The sequence below is a fragment of the Leclercia sp. GHBNCSD genome (assembly GCF_055805075.1).
The window spans coordinates 3053073-3068883 of the sequence record NZ_JBQVYO010000001.1 but is presented as its reverse complement, the minus strand read 5'-3'; the positions used below and the strand labels follow the sequence as shown (position 1 = coordinate 3068883).

17 protein-coding genes are annotated in these 15811 nt (G+C 58.5%); 13 read left to right on the top strand and 4 right to left on the bottom strand.

Annotation, left to right across the window (positions count from 1 at the left end; all coding sequences use genetic code 11):
- The first annotated feature begins 15 nt into the window (after positions 1–15).
- From ACT3IC_RS14845 to ACT3IC_RS14835, 3 genes are read left to right on the top strand one after another with little or no spacing between them, the layout of a single operon-like run.
- Positions 16–1416: a TolC family outer membrane protein gene (locus ACT3IC_RS14845; RefSeq protein WP_473477988.1), complete on the top strand. Its 1401-nt coding sequence runs from the start codon at positions 16–18 to the stop codon at positions 1414–1416.
- Positions 1413–3605: a type I secretion system permease/ATPase gene (locus tag ACT3IC_RS14840; RefSeq protein WP_103180807.1), complete on the top strand. Its 2193-nt coding sequence runs from the start codon at positions 1413–1415 to the stop codon at positions 3603–3605. Before ACT3IC_RS14845 ends, ACT3IC_RS14840 begins: the two co-directional genes overlap by 4 nt.
- Positions 3606–3615: 10 nt before the next feature.
- A complete protein-coding gene (locus ACT3IC_RS14835; RefSeq protein WP_103181127.1) occupies positions 3616–4785 on the top strand; it encodes a beta-barrel domain-containing protein in 1170 nt (389 codons plus the stop codon).
- Between the two features lie 125 nt (positions 4786–4910).
- On the opposite strand, the gene ACT3IC_RS14830 is transcribed toward ACT3IC_RS14835, so the two are convergent.
- Together ACT3IC_RS14830 and ACT3IC_RS14825 are read right to left on the bottom strand one after the other, a co-directional pair.
- Positions 4911–5303 carry a hypothetical protein gene (locus ACT3IC_RS14830; RefSeq protein ID WP_103180808.1) on the bottom strand — a complete coding sequence of 131 codons (393 nt, stop codon included), beginning with the start codon at positions 5301–5303 and terminating at the stop codon, positions 4911–4913.
- A gap of 96 nt (positions 5304–5399) precedes the next feature.
- Entirely contained in the window at positions 5400–6344 is a 945-nt protein-coding gene (locus ACT3IC_RS14825) for a LysR family transcriptional regulator (protein ID WP_156655123.1), read from the bottom strand.
- Positions 6345–6442: 98 nt separating this feature from the next.
- Between ACT3IC_RS14825 and ACT3IC_RS14820 the strand changes: the two genes are divergently transcribed.
- From ACT3IC_RS14820 to ACT3IC_RS14805, 4 genes are all read left to right on the top strand, one after another.
- Positions 6443–6877 (top strand): DMT family transporter, encoded by a 435-nt coding sequence (locus tag ACT3IC_RS14820; protein WP_103180810.1) that lies wholly within the window; start codon positions 6443–6445, stop codon positions 6875–6877.
- Positions 6878–6881: 4 nt separating this feature from the next.
- Complete coding sequence (locus tag ACT3IC_RS14815; RefSeq protein WP_103180811.1) at positions 6882–7361, top strand: DMT family transporter; 480 nt, start codon at positions 6882–6884, stop codon at positions 7359–7361.
- A gap of 89 nt (positions 7362–7450) precedes the next feature.
- Entirely contained in the window at positions 7451–8686 is a 1236-nt protein-coding gene (locus ACT3IC_RS14810) for an MFS transporter (protein WP_156655124.1), read from the top strand.
- Between the two features lie 42 nt (positions 8687–8728).
- Entirely contained in the window at positions 8729–9415 is a 687-nt protein-coding gene (locus ACT3IC_RS14805; protein ID WP_159340332.1) for an RluA family pseudouridine synthase, read from the top strand.
- A 33-nt stretch (positions 9416–9448) separates the two neighbouring features.
- Here ACT3IC_RS14805 and ACT3IC_RS14800 read toward each other — a convergent pair whose 3' ends face one another.
- Together ACT3IC_RS14800 and ACT3IC_RS14795 are read right to left on the bottom strand one after the other, a co-directional pair.
- Entirely contained in the window at positions 9449–9835 is a 387-nt protein-coding gene (locus tag ACT3IC_RS14800) for a hypothetical protein (protein ID WP_103180813.1), read from the bottom strand.
- A 186-nt stretch (positions 9836–10021) separates the two neighbouring features.
- Positions 10022–10540, bottom strand: coding sequence for a hypothetical protein (locus ACT3IC_RS14795; RefSeq protein ID WP_156655125.1), 519 nt, complete (start codon positions 10538–10540; stop codon positions 10022–10024).
- Positions 10541–11121: 581 nt separating this feature from the next.
- Between ACT3IC_RS14795 and ACT3IC_RS14790 the strand changes: the two genes are divergently transcribed.
- The 6 genes from ACT3IC_RS14790 to cydB all read left to right on the top strand — a co-directional run bounded on the left by ACT3IC_RS14790 (position 11122) and on the right by cydB (position 15808).
- The gene (locus tag ACT3IC_RS14790; protein ID WP_103180815.1) at positions 11122–11307 is read left to right on the top strand and encodes a con-10 family general stress protein; all 186 of its coding nucleotides are present in this window, start codon (positions 11122–11124) and stop codon (positions 11305–11307) included.
- A gap of 92 nt (positions 11308–11399) precedes the next feature.
- Positions 11400–11894: a YciE/YciF ferroxidase family protein gene (locus tag ACT3IC_RS14785; protein ID WP_103180816.1), complete on the top strand. Its 495-nt coding sequence runs from the start codon at positions 11400–11402 to the stop codon at positions 11892–11894.
- Positions 11895–11925: 31 nt separating this feature from the next.
- On the top strand, positions 11926–12432 hold the full coding sequence (locus ACT3IC_RS14780) for a ferritin-like domain-containing protein (protein ID WP_103822602.1): 507 nt from the start codon (positions 11926–11928) through the stop codon (positions 12430–12432).
- A gap of 15 nt (positions 12433–12447) precedes the next feature.
- Entirely contained in the window at positions 12448–13320 is an 873-nt protein-coding gene (locus ACT3IC_RS14775; RefSeq protein ID WP_103180818.1) for a manganese catalase family protein, read from the top strand.
- A 74-nt stretch (positions 13321–13394) separates the two neighbouring features.
- On the top strand, positions 13395–14798 hold the full coding sequence (locus tag ACT3IC_RS14770; RefSeq protein WP_473477979.1) for a cytochrome ubiquinol oxidase subunit I: 1404 nt from the start codon (positions 13395–13397) through the stop codon (positions 14796–14798).
- Positions 14798–15808, top strand: coding sequence for a cytochrome d ubiquinol oxidase subunit II (cydB, locus tag ACT3IC_RS14765; protein ID WP_103180820.1), 1011 nt, complete (start codon positions 14798–14800; stop codon positions 15806–15808). Before ACT3IC_RS14770 ends, cydB begins: the two co-directional genes overlap by 1 nt.
- The last annotated feature ends 3 nt before the right edge of the window (positions 15809–15811 follow it).

The window sequence follows — 15811 nt, the reverse complement described above, 5'->3', positions numbered from 1 at the left end:
TTTAGGGATAATGCCATGAACAAAGTACCTTGCTGGTGGCTTGGGTGCTGCCTGTTGTCTGCACAGGTCCTTGCCGCCGATTCGCCTGCGGTAATCAGTTTTGGACAATTAAATGAAAATCAGGCGCTGCCCGCTCTGGATGGACGGGTCGCCCTGCCCACCCGTCAGGCCGCCCCCGGTACCTTAACCCTTGGCGATGCGGTGACCCGCGCCGTCAACTGGCATCCCACCATTCGCGAAGCGGTGGGCAAACTTTACGAACAGATCCAGCAGGTCGATGTCGCTAAATCGAAATACTATCCGCAAATCAGCGCCGGGATAGACAACGGCTACAGCAATAACTCCAGCGATACCGGCTTTACCCCCTCGGTGGTGGTCTCCCTCTCCCAGATGCTCTATGACTTTGGCAAGGTGGCAAGCCAGGTGCGCGCTGAAGACGCGGGCGTGGTGCAACAGCAGGCCAACGTGCTGTTGAGCATCGACACTATCGCCCGGGATACCGCCATCGCCCTGGTGCAGGTGCAGATGTGGCAGCAGATGGTCGAGACCGCCGAAGAGCAGCTTGAGGCGCTCGGCGCCATCGGCAAGCTGACGCGCCAGCGTAACGACGAAGGGGCCACCTCGCTCTCGGACGTGGTGCAGACCGACGCCCGTATCGAAGGGGCGCGTTCGCAGCTGATGCAGTATCAGGCCAACCTCGACAGCGCCCGCGCCACGCTGATGAGCAACCTCGGCTGGAGCAATCTGAACGCGGTCAGCAACGCCTTCCCGGAAAAACTGGCCCGCAGCTGCGACATCAACGAGCCGGATGACCGGCTGGTGCCCGCGGTGCTGGCTTCCTGGGCGCAGGCTAACGTGGCGCAGGCGAACCTCGATTACGCCAATGCGCAGATGACTCCTACCGTCTCGCTGGAGCCGCAGGTGCGTCACTACATGAACAACCGCTACCCCGGCCACGATACGCTGGACAAGACCCAGTACAACGTCTCGGTGAACGTCGAGATGCCTCTCTACCAGGGCGGCGGGCTAAGCGCCCGGCGCAACGCCGCCAGCCACGCGGTGGAAGCGGCGCAGTCCAATATTCAGCGCACCCGGCTGGCCGTGCGGCAAAAGCTGCTGGAGTCCAAAAGTCAGGTGATGAGCCTGATGAGCACCCTGCAGATCCAGTCCCGCCAGGAGACGCTCAGCCAGCGTACCCGCGAACTCTATCAGCAGCAGTATCTCGATCTGGGCTCCCGCCCCCTGCTGGACGTGCTGAACGCCGAGCAGGAGGTCTACCAGGCCCGCTTTACCCAGTGGCAAACCGCCGGGCAGCTTCGCCAGCTGCAGATCAACTGCCTCTATAACACCGGGCGGATGCGCAATGCCTTCGGCCTTGAAAACCACACCATTCAGTCAGTGGAGATCCAGCCATGATCCGAGACGATATCCTTTATGAGGAGACACTGACGCAAGAGGCGCTGGAACACTGGGCGCAGGCGTTTGGCTACGTCGCCACCCGCTACCGGGTGGCCTGCTCCCCCGGCGCGCTGGTGGCGGGCGCGCCCTGGCTGCAGGGCAAAAGCAAAATCCCGGCGCTGACCGGGCTTGCCCGCGAGGCGGGCCTCTCCTTTCAGCTGCTCACCAACGGCCAGGAGTCCATCAACAGCTGGCGCCTGCCGGTGGTGGTGGAGCTTAATGACGGCAAGATTGGGGTGATTGAGCACTTCGACGGCGAGGATCTGCTGGATGTCTGCTTCTTTGACGGCAAGGCGCAGACCAACCGCATCTCGCTGGCGAAGATGCTCCCGGCCATTCGCCAGGTGGTGGCCCTGCGCCCGCTGGCGGCGCTGAAAGACAGCCGGGTGGATGCCTATATCTCCAGATACCGCCCCGACTGGCTCTACCGGCTGGTGATGCGCGACCTGCGCCCCTATACCTACGTCATGCTGGCGGCGCTGTTCATCAACCTGCTGTCGCTGGCGGGCATTCTCTTTTCAATGCAGGTCTATGACCGGGTGATCCCCGCCCAGTCCTACCCCACCCTCTATGTGCTGACCATCGGGGTGCTGATTGCCACCCTGTTCGGCTTTATCCTGCGTCTCGCCCGGTCTCACATTATGGATCTGCTGGGCAAACGCGCCGACATGCGCGTCTCGGACCGGGTGTTTGGCCACGCCCTGCGCCTGCGCAACAGCGCGGTGCCCCGCTCCACCGGCAGCTTTATCTCCCAGCTGCGTGAGCTGGAGCAGATCCGCGAGATGGTCACCTCCTCCACCATCTCTACCATCGTCGACCTGCCCTTCTTCTTCCTGTTTGTGGTGGTGCTGGCGATCATCGCCCCGTCACTCGCCTGGATCGCCCCGGTTGCGGCAGTGGTGATGGTGCTGCCGGGCCTGCTGCTACAGAAAAAGCTGGCGGCGCTGGCGAAGCAGTCGGCCCACGAGGCGACCCTGCGCAACGCCGTGCTGGTGGAGAGCGTGCAGGGGCTGGAGGACATCAAGCTGATGCAGGCGGAGAACCGCTTCCTGCAACAGTGGAACAGCTACATTCAGATCACCGCCGAGTCGGGCCTTAAGACCCGGGAGCTGACTCAGGGCCTGATCAGCTGGGGGATGACCATTCAGAGCCTGGTCTACACCGCGGTGATTGTGGTGGGTGCCCCGATGGTGATCGAAGGCGAAATGACCACCGGTGCGGTGGTGGCCGCCTCAATGCTGGCCTCGCGGATGATCGCCCCGATGGCGACCCTGTGCGGCGTGCTGGCCCGCTGGCAGCAGGTGAAGGCGGCTAAAGAGGGGCTGGACAACATTATGCAGTTGCCCACCGAGAACCAGCGTGAAGAGACGCCGATCCGCCAGGACGTGCTGCGTGGACACTACCTCTTCGAGCAGGCGCAGTTCGCCTACGGCGGCGACGCGCAGAACCCGGCGCTGCGCATCAACCGGCTGGAGATCAAACCCGGCGAACATGTGGCAGTGCTGGGACGTAACGGCGCGGGCAAATCGACCCTGCTGCAGGCGATGGTGGGCAGCATGGATCTGGTGGGCGGCGAGCTGCGGCTCGACAACCTCAGCCTGCCCCATCTCGACATGGCGGATGTGCGCCGCAACGTCGGCCTGATGAGCCAGAACGCGCGGCTGTTTTACGGCACCCTGCGGGAGAACATCACCCTCGGGATGCCGCGGGCCACCGACGAGGAGATCTTTGCCGTGCTGGAGATGTGCGGCGCGGCCAGCTTTGTGCAGAAGCTGGCGAAGGGGCTGGATCACCCGATTATGGAGAACGGCGTCGGGCTCTCCGGCGGCCAGCGCCAGTCGATTTTGCTGGCGCGGATGTTCCTGCGCGATCCCAACGTCGTGCTGCTGGATGAACCCACCGCCTCGCTGGATGAGCACACCGAGCGTGAATTTATCCAGCGTCTGGGCCAGTGGCTCGGTCATCGCACGCTGATTGTCGCCACCCACCGCGTACCGATGCTGGAGCTGGTGGAGCGCGTGGTGGTGCTGAAAGAGGGCATGCTGGTGATGGACGCGCCGAAAGCGCAGGCGCTGAGCAACAGCCGGATGCAGCAACCGCAGCAGACAAATGGCCGGGAGTGGAAAAATGAAAATCAATCAGCGTGACGTTGCGGCGATGGATGACCTGGATAACGCCCTCGGCTCCGAGAGCGGCTATACCGGGGCGAGAAGCATTGTGTTATTCAGCCTGCTGCTGTTTGTCGCTGCCGGGGTGTGGGCGTGGTTCAGCATTCTCGATGAGGTTTCCACCGGCACCGGGAAGGTGATCCCCAGCTCCCGGGAGCAGGTGTTGCAGTCTCTCGACGGCGGGATCCTCGCCGAACTAAAGGTTCACGAAGGGGATCAGGTGCAGGCCGGCCAGGTGCTGGCGCGTCTCGACCCGACCCGCTCTGAATCCAACGTCGGCGAAAGCGCCGCCCGCTACCGCGCGTCGCTGGCCTCCAGCGCCCGTCTGCGTGCGGAGGTGAACGATCTGCCCCTCATCTTTCCGCCGGAGCTGGCGAAATGGACCGACCTGATCGCCGCCGAAACCCGGCTCTACAACTCCCGCCGCGAGCAGCTGGAAGACTCCCGGCGCGAGCTGCGCCAGGCGTTGGATCTGGTGAATAAAGAGCTTGCGATCACCCAGCGGCTGGTAAAAACCGGCGCCGCCAGCCACGTCGAGGCGCTGCGCCTGCAACGCCAGAAGAGCGATCTTGAGCTGAAGCTCACCGACCTGCGCTCGCAGTACTATGTTCAGGCCCGGGAGGCGCTCTCTAAATCGAACGCCGAAGTGGATATGCTCTCGGCGGTGCTGAAAGGACGTGAAGACTCGGTGACCCGCCTGACGATGACCTCGCCGGTGCGCGGCATTGTGAAGAACATCAAGGTGACCACCATCGGCGGCGTTATTCCCCCGAACGGCGAGGTAATGGAGATTGTGCCGGTGGACGATCACCTGCTGATTGAAACCCGCCTGTCACCACGGGATATCGCCTTTATCCACCCCGGCCAGAAGGCGCTGGTGAAGATCACCGCCTACGATTACGCCATCTACGGCGGGCTGGATGGCGTGGTGGAGACCATCTCCCCGGACACCATTCAGGATGAAGCCAAACCGGAAGTGTTTTACTACCGGGTGTTTATCCGCACCAGCCAGGATTACCTGGTGAACAAAGCGGGCAGGCACTTCTCGATTGTGCCGGGGATGATTGCCACGGTGGATATCAAAACCGGCGAGAAATCGGTGATGGATTATATGATTAAGCCGTTTAACCGGGCGAAAGAGGCACTAAGGGAGCGGTAGCAAGAGCGCCGGGTAGCGGCTGCGCCTTACCCGGCCTACCAAACCGGCACACCCTTGTAGGCCGGGCAAGCGAAGCGCCGCCCGGCAAACAGGTCGCACCGGTGCAAACCCACCAGGCAATACTCTCAACGAAACATTAACGGCAAGGTTTCGCCAGGCTGCTGCGGTCGGGTTGCGCCTGATGCTGAAGGGTGTTCGATAAAATCAGGGTGATGAATAACATTGTTTGTCGCCAGATTAAGGGCGCAGTGCATCTCATACAGCAGCCTTTCCTGTTCAGGCCCGCTGCTGCCGGACAACTGCTGCGTGTAGCCTTTCACCTGAAGCAAATTTTCCGTCATGCGCAGATTCGTCAGCTTGCACGCCTCAGCGTGCTGACTGGCAGACTTCAGCTGCCCCCGGCTCTCCTCCAGCGCCGTTTCAAGTTTATCAACCTCATTGGTCAGCCGGGAAACCATCATAAAGAGGATGGCGACCCCGGCGATGACAGGAACAATTAACCACCATGACACAAACATGTGAGTCACCCTGCAAGATAAGTAGCGTAGTTACATTCTTATTAGCGGGCCGACTTAGAGCAATAATAGGAAATCATTAGAAACGCCCGCGCCTCTTTACTCCTTCATTGCGGATTGCCAGTAAAGGGGCGTGCCGAAAAACGCCACGTAGTAGTCAATCACCGCCCTGACGTTCAGCGGTGGATGACGCGCATTGGGGTAGATCGCCGAAATGTTCTGCGGTTCCGTGTTGATAGCGGCCTCATGGTCCGGCAGCAGTTTTACCAGCTCCCCGCTGCGCAACCGGTCGCCGATAAGCCAGTCCGGGAAGAGCACCATCCCCATCCCGCCCAGCGCCGAGGTCAGCAGGGTTTCCGCGTTATTGGACGATAACAGCGGCGACACGGGATAGTGGACCCACGCCCCGCCAGGCGCACGCAGCAGCCAGCGGTTGGGGCCGGACGAACCGCGGTAGACAAGGCATTTATGTCGGGTTATGTCGTCGGGCACCTCGGGCGCGCCGTATTTGCGCAGATAGGCCGGAGAAGCGGCGAGGTGATAAAACTGCGGCCCGAAAACCCGGGCGTGAAAAGAGGAGTCGGTCAGCATACCGATGCGAAAGATCAGGTCGGCAGCATCCCGATGGGGATCGATATAGTCATCCGTCAGCGTCAGCTCGATGCTGAGCCGGGGGTAGCGTTCCGTCAGGCCGGGAAGCCCCGGCGCGATATGCCGCTGACCGAAAAAGACCGGGGCGTTGATGCGCAGCAGACCGGAGGGCTCCTGCTTGCGCGCGTCCAGCTCCCGGCGCGCCTCCTCAAGATTGCCGAGCATCAGGCGGGCATAGCGGATAAAAAGGTGCCCACTTTCCGTGGGAATAATTGCCCGCGTGTTGCGGTAAAAAAGCTGCTGGCCGAGCGCATCCTCAAGCTGATGGATGACCCGCGAAACCTGCGAAGCGGAGATCCCCTCCCGGCGTGCTACCACCGAAAAATTCTGGGATTCATAGACCTCTTTAAAGGTTTGCAGCCAGCGGAGGCTGATCGTGGCGGGGTCGCGCATTAATGCATTTCCTGCACAGGTGTTTCTTTCATTATGGCATTTTTCTCACGGATGTTCAGGGGTACGCTTCCCCGCCTTGAAAACGGAGAAGAGTAACTATGCAGCTGATATTGATTTTACTGGTTATTGCCGGGGGGATGGGGTTGTCCGTCGAGGCAGGGCTACTGGGGCCGCTCGGCGGTGAGGTAGGTGATTTATGGGCCACGTTCAGCGTGTTCGGCGTCGGTGCCGCCCTGACCTTTTTGCTGATGCTCTTTTTCAGCCCACGCAACAGCCCGTCGTTTTTTTCACAGCCTTCATGGCAGCTGCTGGGCGGCGTTCTCGGCCCGGTCTACGTCATTATTCTCACCGTGGTAACGCCCGCCATCGGTATCGCCATGACGATGATTGGCATCCTTGCCGGCCAGGTCTTTAAAAGCCTGATCATCGATCACTACGGCCTGCTGGGCACGCCGCACCGCAAAATTGACACTAAACGCATCATCGCGCTGATTTTTATCATTGCCGCGCTGGTTCTGGTTGCACAGGGGTAAGACGATGACATTAATTATGATTATTCTGGCGGTGATTGGCGGTGCGACGCTGAGTATTCAGGCCGCCATCAACGGCCAGCTGGGCAGCAAGGTGGGCGTATTCAAAAGCGCGTTCCTGACCTTTTCCGTCGGCGCGCTGATCACCGCCCTGCTGATCTTCTTCTTTGAACCGCGCCATGCCGTCAGCCTGCTGGATGTGCCCAAATGGCAGCTGCTGGGGGCGATGTTTGGCGTGCCGTACATCGTCATCATGGTGCTGGCCGTGCAGCGTATCGGTACGGCGGTGGCCACGGTGGCGGTGATTTTTGGTCAGCTGACCATGAGCATGCTGATCGACAATTTTGGCTGGCTGGGGAACGACGCCATACCCTTCTCGATGACGCGCCTGGGTGCGGTTCTGTGCCTCGGGATTGCGCTGTGGTTTATCTACTCCAGCAGCACGCAGAAGTCAGAGGAGAAGGCGCCTGCAGAAACGCGAAGTTAAGCCGGCTTCGGTGAGGGGAGGCGCAGGCAGGTGTTTTTGCCTTTCAGGTCATTTATAGTACTTCCCCTCATCCCGTAGCCATTAACACCATGAAAACCGATAATAAACGCGTTCGTGCTTATCATTTTTCCCCCTTTCGCCATCTTTTTGCCGCACGTTTTCTCACCGTTCTGGGCAACGGTATCGCCCCCATTGCGCTGGCATTTGCGGTGCTGGATATTGGCGGCTCGGCCTCTGATTTAGGTATCGTCGTGGCCTCCCGCTCGATTTTTAACGTGCTGTTTCTGCTGCTGGGCGGAGTATTAGCGGACCGCTACTCCCGCAGCCGGGTGCTCGTCTCCTCGTCGGTGGTGGCCGCCATCTCACAGGCTGTCGTGGCGTGGTCGGTGCTGGACGGGTCCGCCACGGTGCTCAGCCTGACCCTGCTTGGCGCGGTAAACGGTGCCGCCGCGGGCATCACCCTTCCCGCCTCTTCTGCCCTCGTTCCCCAGACGGTCCCCGGTAAAAGCCTGCGCGAAGCCAACGCCTTCATTCAGCTCGGGGTGTACAGCGGGACGGTTATCGGCGCGTCGCTGGGCGGCGTTCTGACAGGCGCCGTCGGACCGGGCTGGGGGCTTGCCATTGATGCCCTGGGGTTCGCCGCCGCCGCCCCCCTCTACCTGATGATTCGCGTGACCGCCCTTGAAGCCGGGCCTTCTCAAAGCAACATGCTGCAGGATTTAAAAGCGGGGTGGCAGGAGTTCGCCAGCCGGGCCTGGGTGTGGTCGATCGTCGTGCAGTTCACCATTATTAACGCCGCTTTTAGCGGGGTAATGATGGTGCTCGGGCCGGTGATTGCAGATACCTCTTTTGGCCGGGCGCAGTGGGGGATTATTTTGGCATGCCAGAGTATTGGCCTCATTGTGGGCTCCTCCCTTGCCCTGCGCTGGCGACCGCGCCGGGATCTCTTTATCGGCGTGATGCTGGTGTCATGCTGCGCCCTGCCCATCTTTATGCTGAGCCTGCTCCCCTCCACGCCCTGGCTGATTGCTGCGTTCTTTATTGCCGGGGTGACCTTTGGCCTCTTTGGGGTGGCCTGGGCCCAGTCCCTGCAAACGCATATTCCGCAGGATAAGCTGGCACGCGTCTATGCCTACGATGCGGTGGGATCGTTTGTGGCGATCCCCTGCGGCGAGCTTATCGCCGGGCCGCTGGCCAACCAGTACGGCACCAGCAACGTGCTGCTGGTGGCGGCCTGTGCCGTGGTTCTCGCCACGGTAGCCGCCAGCCTGGTGCCGGCGATAAGACGACTCGATAACACGTCACAGCTTAAATCGCATACATAATGGGTTATCATCCGTCTCCCTCCTCTTTCTGCGGTCAGACTGATGTCAGTGATTATCGATAATTTTATTGCCCCGCCCTGCCATGCGGCGATAGAGACGCTCTGGCAGGACGACCATCTGGTGCTGATCAATAAACCCAGCGGGCTGCTCAGCCTGTCGGGGAAAAATCCGCAAAACCTCGATTCGGTGCACTACCGGCTGGTGCAGACCTTTCCCGGCTGCACGCTGGTGCATCGCCTCGATTTTGGCACCTCCGGGCTGATGGTGATTGCCCGCAACAAGGCGATCAATGCCGCTCTCTGCCAGCAGTTCAGCCAGCGCAGCGTAACCAAGACTTACACCGCCCTGCTCTGCGGGCATCTGGCCGATGATGAAGGGGTGATAGACGCCCCCATAGCCAAAGATCCGGCGCTGTTCCCGCGGATGTCGATTTGCGCTATCAACGGCAAGCCCGCCCGTTCCCGCTATCGGGTGGTGGAGCGCGGGCATTATCAGGGTGATGTGCCGGTCACGCGGGTGGAACTGACGCCGGAGACGGGGCGCACCCACCAGCTGCGCATTCACTGCCAGCAGCTGGGCCACCCGATTTTAGGCTGCGACCTGTATGGCGGAGTGCAGATACCCGGCACCGAACGCACGCCGCGCCTGATGCTGCACGCCAGCGAGCTGCGGTTCGTGCATCCGGTCAACGGGGAGCCTGTCCATATCCGCCATGCCAGCCCGTTTTGATAGTGCCATTTTGCCACGCGGCTCTCTGTCAGTTCAGCCCCACGCCTGGTTCTGAATCACCACCCGGTACCCGTTGTCATCCACGAATGTGTGCCCATTGACCTCCCAGTAGGGGTTAAACGCATTTACCTGCGTAAAGCCCGCGCTGCGCATTCGCCCGCAGGTCGCTTCCCATTCGGCTTTATCGGGATAATAGAGAACGATCAGATCCTCGTTCGTTTGCAGAGGCTGAACGGGATGGTGGTGGCACACGGTAAATTCGATATGCCAGGGTAAATCTTCCCGCCCTAACATGATCCCGCTGAAGCCCTGATGATCGCTAAAGTCCGCAATCTTTTTCAGTCCTAATCCCTGGCTGTACATCAGGAAAGCGTTGTCGAGGTTTATGACAGGTCTGGCAATACGCATATGGGTGAACATCCGGGCTCCTGTGGGCTGCTGGTTTATCATGCCGTCTCAGTCTACCTGCCGTTGCGTTTGCCATTTTCCTCTCAGTGCGTTCCGACATAACGGCGGCACGCCTGATGTTGCATCGCGCCGCCGGGCGGTCTGGGTGAGTTTGCAGCGGAATGTGGCTATCCGGTTAATCCAGAACGATGAGCCCTCTCACCCCGACTGCTGCACCTGTGCCGACAAATAGACCCGCACGTAGCGTACAAATTTGCCGACAAAGACCCCGGCGAACAGCCCGCCGGTAATGATGGCGAAGGCGCTTGCGCCGGGGCGCTGCAGCGTCTCGGGCGCAATGGCGCTGATCGCTCCCAGCACATATTTCACCGCGAAGGCCAGCATCATAATGGGCAGTGCCGAGTAGTCCGCCGAACGGTAAATGCTGCGCGGGGCGGCAGCCCGGCTCACCGTCACCCCTTTGCTCAGGATATAGCCCATCGCCGCGCCGCTGAGTAGACCTGCCAGCCACAGGGAGCCGGTGCCGAAGGTGAGTGTGCGAAAGACCAGCAGGTCGTAGATATCCCAGATCAGAAACAGGGCCGGAACGATAGCGAGCTTTTCCAGCGCAACGGTGGCGGGCTTACGCGCCCGGATGCCTCTGCTTATCAGGAACAGCAGAACCAGATAGACCCAGACGGGGGTATGAATCAGGACACCAGAGATGAAATCAAGCATAGGGTTCACCTTCGCCTCCGGGGTGACACCGCGTCACCGCTCCGGTTGAGTATTGCCTGGGGTACCCGATCTACCATCATACTTTATCAGGTTCTTTTATTTGTCCTTCGCTTACCCTTTTTGAAGTAGTAATTTCCGTGAGTAACTGTAATCCATACATAATATACGTAAACAATTTGTTATATTATTTAACAGCCGAAAACAACGTCCATAAATAATATAAAAACCAATTAAGATTAATCCCACGTACAATATTTTTATATGGGCTATAAGCGGGCCACCCTGAACGTAAACTTACGTAAAGAGCCCCGCCACGCCTGGACTCGAACGTTTCAGCGAAACACAAAACAAGCGATAAAGCAGAACAACCGGAAGGTCGTTTGTTTACATTACCTTGGCGAAACTTATTTGCGAAACAAGCGGAGCGATATATTCAGTTAAATCTTAAAACATAAGATAATTTATTTTCAAAACCGCATTTGACTCTTCTGAAATAGGGGCTAAATTTAATCCTGAACGACAACGGATACGAATAAAAACGTATCTTACTGACATAAACGATGTAAATGAGGAAACATAATATGGCAGAGCAACGTGGTGGTTCAGGTAATTTCGCACAGGATCGTGAAAAGGCCTCTGAAGCAGGGAAAAAAGGCGGTCAGCAGAGCGGTGGTAATTTCAAAAACGATCCGCAGCGCGCTTCCGAAGCAGGTAAAAAGGGCGGTCAGCATAGCCATGGTGGCGGACGTAAGTCTGACAACTCTTAATTCATCTCATTATTAAAGCCTGTTCTTCACTTTAATGGGTAACCTCTGCGGGTCCGCGGGCTCGCAGATTTTTATAGCACTGGAGAAAAAGTATGAATATGAAAAGTATAGAGGATGTATTTATTCATTTGTTATCCGATACCTATAGTGCAGAAAAACAGCTTACTCGTGCGCTGGCTAAATTATCCCGCGAAGCCGCCAGCCCCGATCTGAGCGCTGCGTTTAAAGCGCACCTGGAAGAAACCCATGGTCAGATTGAGCGTATCGATCAGCTCATCGAGAAAACGCCAAATATTAAATTGAAAAGAATGAAATGCGTGGCGATGGAAGGGTTAATTGAAGAAGCCAATGAAGTCCTTGAAAGCACAGAAAAAAATGAAGTGCGTGATGCAGCATTAATCGCTGCGGCGCAAAAAGTCGAACACTATGAAATTGCCAGCTACGGCACGCTCGCTACCCTGGCGGAGCAATTAGGATACACCCAGGCGGTCAAATTATTAGCCGAGACGCTGGAAGAAGAGAAATCCACCGATCTTAAACTGACCGATTTGGCAGTCGGTAATATTAATCAGAAAGCAGAAAAGTAAGCCTGAATTAACCGAACCCGAGGACGAAAATATGAATCACGTAGAACACTACCATGACTGGCTACGCGATGCTCACGCCATGGAAAAGCAAGCGGAATCTATGCTCGAATCAATGGCGAGCCGTATCGATAATTATCCTGATGTCCGCGCCCGTATTGAGCAACATCTTACTGAAACCAAACAGCAAATAAATGTACTGGAAGAGATCCTCGACCGTAACGATATTTCCCGCTCAATGTTAAAAGACTCCATGAGCAAAATGATGGCGTTCGGCCAGTCTGTCGGCGGCATTATGACCTCGGATGAAATCGTAAAAGGCTCTATTAGCGGCTACGTTTTCGAGCAGTTCGAAATTGCCTGCTATACCTCCCTGCTGGCCGCGGCGCGAAAAGCCGGAGACGTGGCATCGATTCCAGCGATCGAATCGATCCTCGCCGAAGAGCAGCGCATGGCCGACTGGCTGATCCAGCATATTCCTGACACGACTGAGCAGTTCCTGCTGCGCTCAGATGCTGACGGTGTCGAAGCGAAAAAATAACCAGGGAGTGAGCGTATGTTTCGACACGTAAAACAATTGCAGTATACCGTCCGCGTTGCCGAGCCGAACCCCGGCCTGGCAAACCTGCTGCTTGAACAGTTTGGCGGCCCACAGGGCGAGCTGGCGGCCGCCTGCCGTTACTTCACCCAGGGGCTGGGCGATGACGATCCAGGCCGCAGAGAGATGCTGATGGATATCGCGACCGAAGAGCTCAGCCACCTTGAGATCATCGGTACGCTGGTCGGCATGCTGAACAAAGGCGCCAAAGGCGAACTGGCGGAAGGCACCGAAAGTGAAGCGGAACTCTACCGCTCACTGACGCAAAACGGTAACGACAGCCATATCACCTCCCTGCTGTATGGCGGTGGGCCACCGCTGACCAACTCCGCAGGCGTGCCATGGACTGCGGCGTATATCGATACTATCGGGGAAGCCACCGCCGATTTGCGCTCCAACATCGCGGCGGAAGCACGCGCCAAAATCATCTATGAACGCCTGATCAACGTCACTGACGATGTCGGGGTAAAAGATGCCCTTGCGTTCCTGATGACCCGTGAAGCCGCACACCAGCTCTCGTTTGAGAAGGCGTTGCAGTCGATTCGCAATAATTTCCCACCAGGGAAACTACCGCCAATCGAACAATACGCAACCACCTACTACAATATGTCTGCAGGTGATGATCTTCGCGGCAGCTGGAACAGCGATGAAAACTTTGAGTACGTTGCCGATCCGCAACCCGCCGTTGATGGCGGCGATGGCAGCGCTGAGGTTACGCTCACGAAAGAGCAGGCCGCACTACTCAAAGCGATGGCGAGCCGCACCGAGTCGGATCCAACAGCCGATCCGCTCACTGGCGCTGAGCTGGGTGCCGGTAAAAATAAACCGTAACCCCGCCCGCAACAACAGCCGTACCACGATGCCCCGTTTTATACGGGGCTTTTCGCTGACAGGGGAAGAGTACGATGTTCGAACTCGATGCGTTTTATCTCGCCAGGCTTCAGTTTGCCTTCACTGTCTCATTTCATATTATCTTCCCGGCGTTAACCATCGGCCTTGCCAGCTATCTGGTGGTACTGGAGGGGATGTGGCTGAGAACGAAAAATGATGTCTGGCGCTCGCTCTATCATTTCTGGTTAAAAATCTTCGCCGTTAACTTCGGCATGGGCGTGGTCTCCGGGCTGGTGATGGCTTACCAGTTTGGCACCAACTGGAGTGGCTTTTCGCAGTTTGCCGGCAGCATCACCGGCCCGCTGCTCACCTATGAAGTGCTCACCGCCTTCTTCCTCGAAGCGGGTTTCCTTGGGGTCATGCTGTTTGGCTGGAACAAGGTTGGGCCTGGCCTGCACTTCTTTGCCACCTGTATGGTGGCGCTGGGCACTCTGATGTCCACCTTCTGGATCCTCGCCTCCAACAGCTGGATGCACACGCCGCAGGGCTTTAGCATCGAGAACGGTCAGGTCATCCCCGAGGACTGGTTCGCCATCATCTTTAACCCCTCTTTCCCGTATCGTCTGATCCACATGTCCATCGCCGCCTTCCTGAGCAGCGCCCTGTTTGTTGGCGCCTCCGGGGCATGGCATCTGCTGCGCGGTAACGACAGCCCGGCGGTGCGCAAAATGTTCTCAATGGCGCTGTGGATGGCGCTGCTGGTGGCGCCGATTCAGGCCTTTGTCGGGGATATGCACGGCCTGAACACCCTCGAACACCAGCCGGCAAAAATCGCCGCCATCGAAGGGCATTGGGAAAATCCCCCTGGCGAAGCGACGCCCCTGCTGCTGTTTGGTGTGCCCGATATGGAAGAGGAGCGCACCAAGTATGGGCTGGAGATCCCGGCGCTTGGCAGCCTGATCCTCACCCACAGCCTGGATAAGCAGGTCCCGGCGCTGAAAGATTTCCCGAAAGATGAGCGCCCTAACTCGCTCATCGTCTTCTGGTCGTTCCGCGTGATGGTGGGCCTGGGGCTGCTGATGATCCTGATGGGGGTTATCAGCCTTTGGTTGCGCCATCGCCATCGGCTCTATCACTCCCGCCCGTTCCACCGCTTTGCCCTGAGTATGGGGCCAGCGGGTGTAGTCGCGATCCTCGCCGGCTGGGTCACGACCGAGGTGGGCCGCCAGCCGTGGGTCGTATATGGCTATCTGCGCACCATTGATGCGGTGTCGCTGCACAGCACCCTGCAAATGAGCATCAGCCTGCTGGCGTTTATCGTTGTTTACTGCTCGGTATTTGGCGTGGGGTTAGTCTATCTGGTGCGGTTGATTAAGAAAGGACCGCAGCCTACCGATAATCTCTCGATGAAGACCGACGGCAGACCCGCACGCCCGCTCTCGGCGGCAGAACCGGTTCCGGAAGAGGAGAAACTGTAATGGGCGTCGATATCTCAGTTATCTGGTTTGCCATCATCGTTTTCGCCACCCTGATGTACATCATCATGGATGGCTTCGATTTAGGTATCGGCATGCTCTTCTACTTTGAGCGCGACCCGCAGGCGCGCGACGTGATGGTAAACAGCGTCGCCCCGGTATGGGACGGAAACGAAACCTGGCTGGTGCTGGGGGGAGCCGGGCTGTTTGGCGCCTTCCCGCTGGCCTATGCGGTGGTTATCGACGCCCTTACCATCCCGTTGACCGCGATGCTGATCGGGCTCATCTTCCGCGGGGTGGCGTTCGAGTTTCGTTTTAAAGCCACACCGTCGCACCGCGCCTTCTGGGACTACTCCTTCGCCGGGGGCTCGCTGCTGGCGACCTTCAGCCAGGGGATTGTCGTCGGGGCGATGATTAACGGCTTTGACGTTGAAGGCCGCCGCTTCGCGGGTTCGTCGCTGGACTGGCTGACCCCCTTTAACCTCTTCTGCGGGCTGGGGCTGATGGTGGCCTATACCCTGCTGGGCACCACCTGGCTGATTATGAAAAGCGAAGGGGCATTACAACGCCATATGCGGGATTTGACCCGCAAGGTGCTGCTGGCGCTGCTGGCGGTCGTGGCGGTGGTAAGCGTCTGGACCCCGCTCGGCTGGCAATATGTGGCCGACCGCTGGTTCACATTGCCGAACTTCTTCTACTTCCTGCCGGTGCCGCTGCTGGTGGGGATCTTCGGTCTGTGGATCTGGCGACTCACCCGCGATCCGCACAGCCATACCCGGCCCTTCCTGCTGACCCTCGGGCTGATCTTCCTTGGCTTTAGCGGGCTCGGCATCAGCCTGTGGCCCAACATTATCCCGCCACGCATCACCATCTGGGACGCCGCCGCGCCGCCGTCCAGCCAGCTCTTTATGCTGGTGGGCACGCTGCTGATCATCCCGTTGATTCTGGTCTATACCGCCTGGAGCTACTACGTGTTTCGCGGCAAGGTGACCGACACCGAAGGCTACCATTAAGCG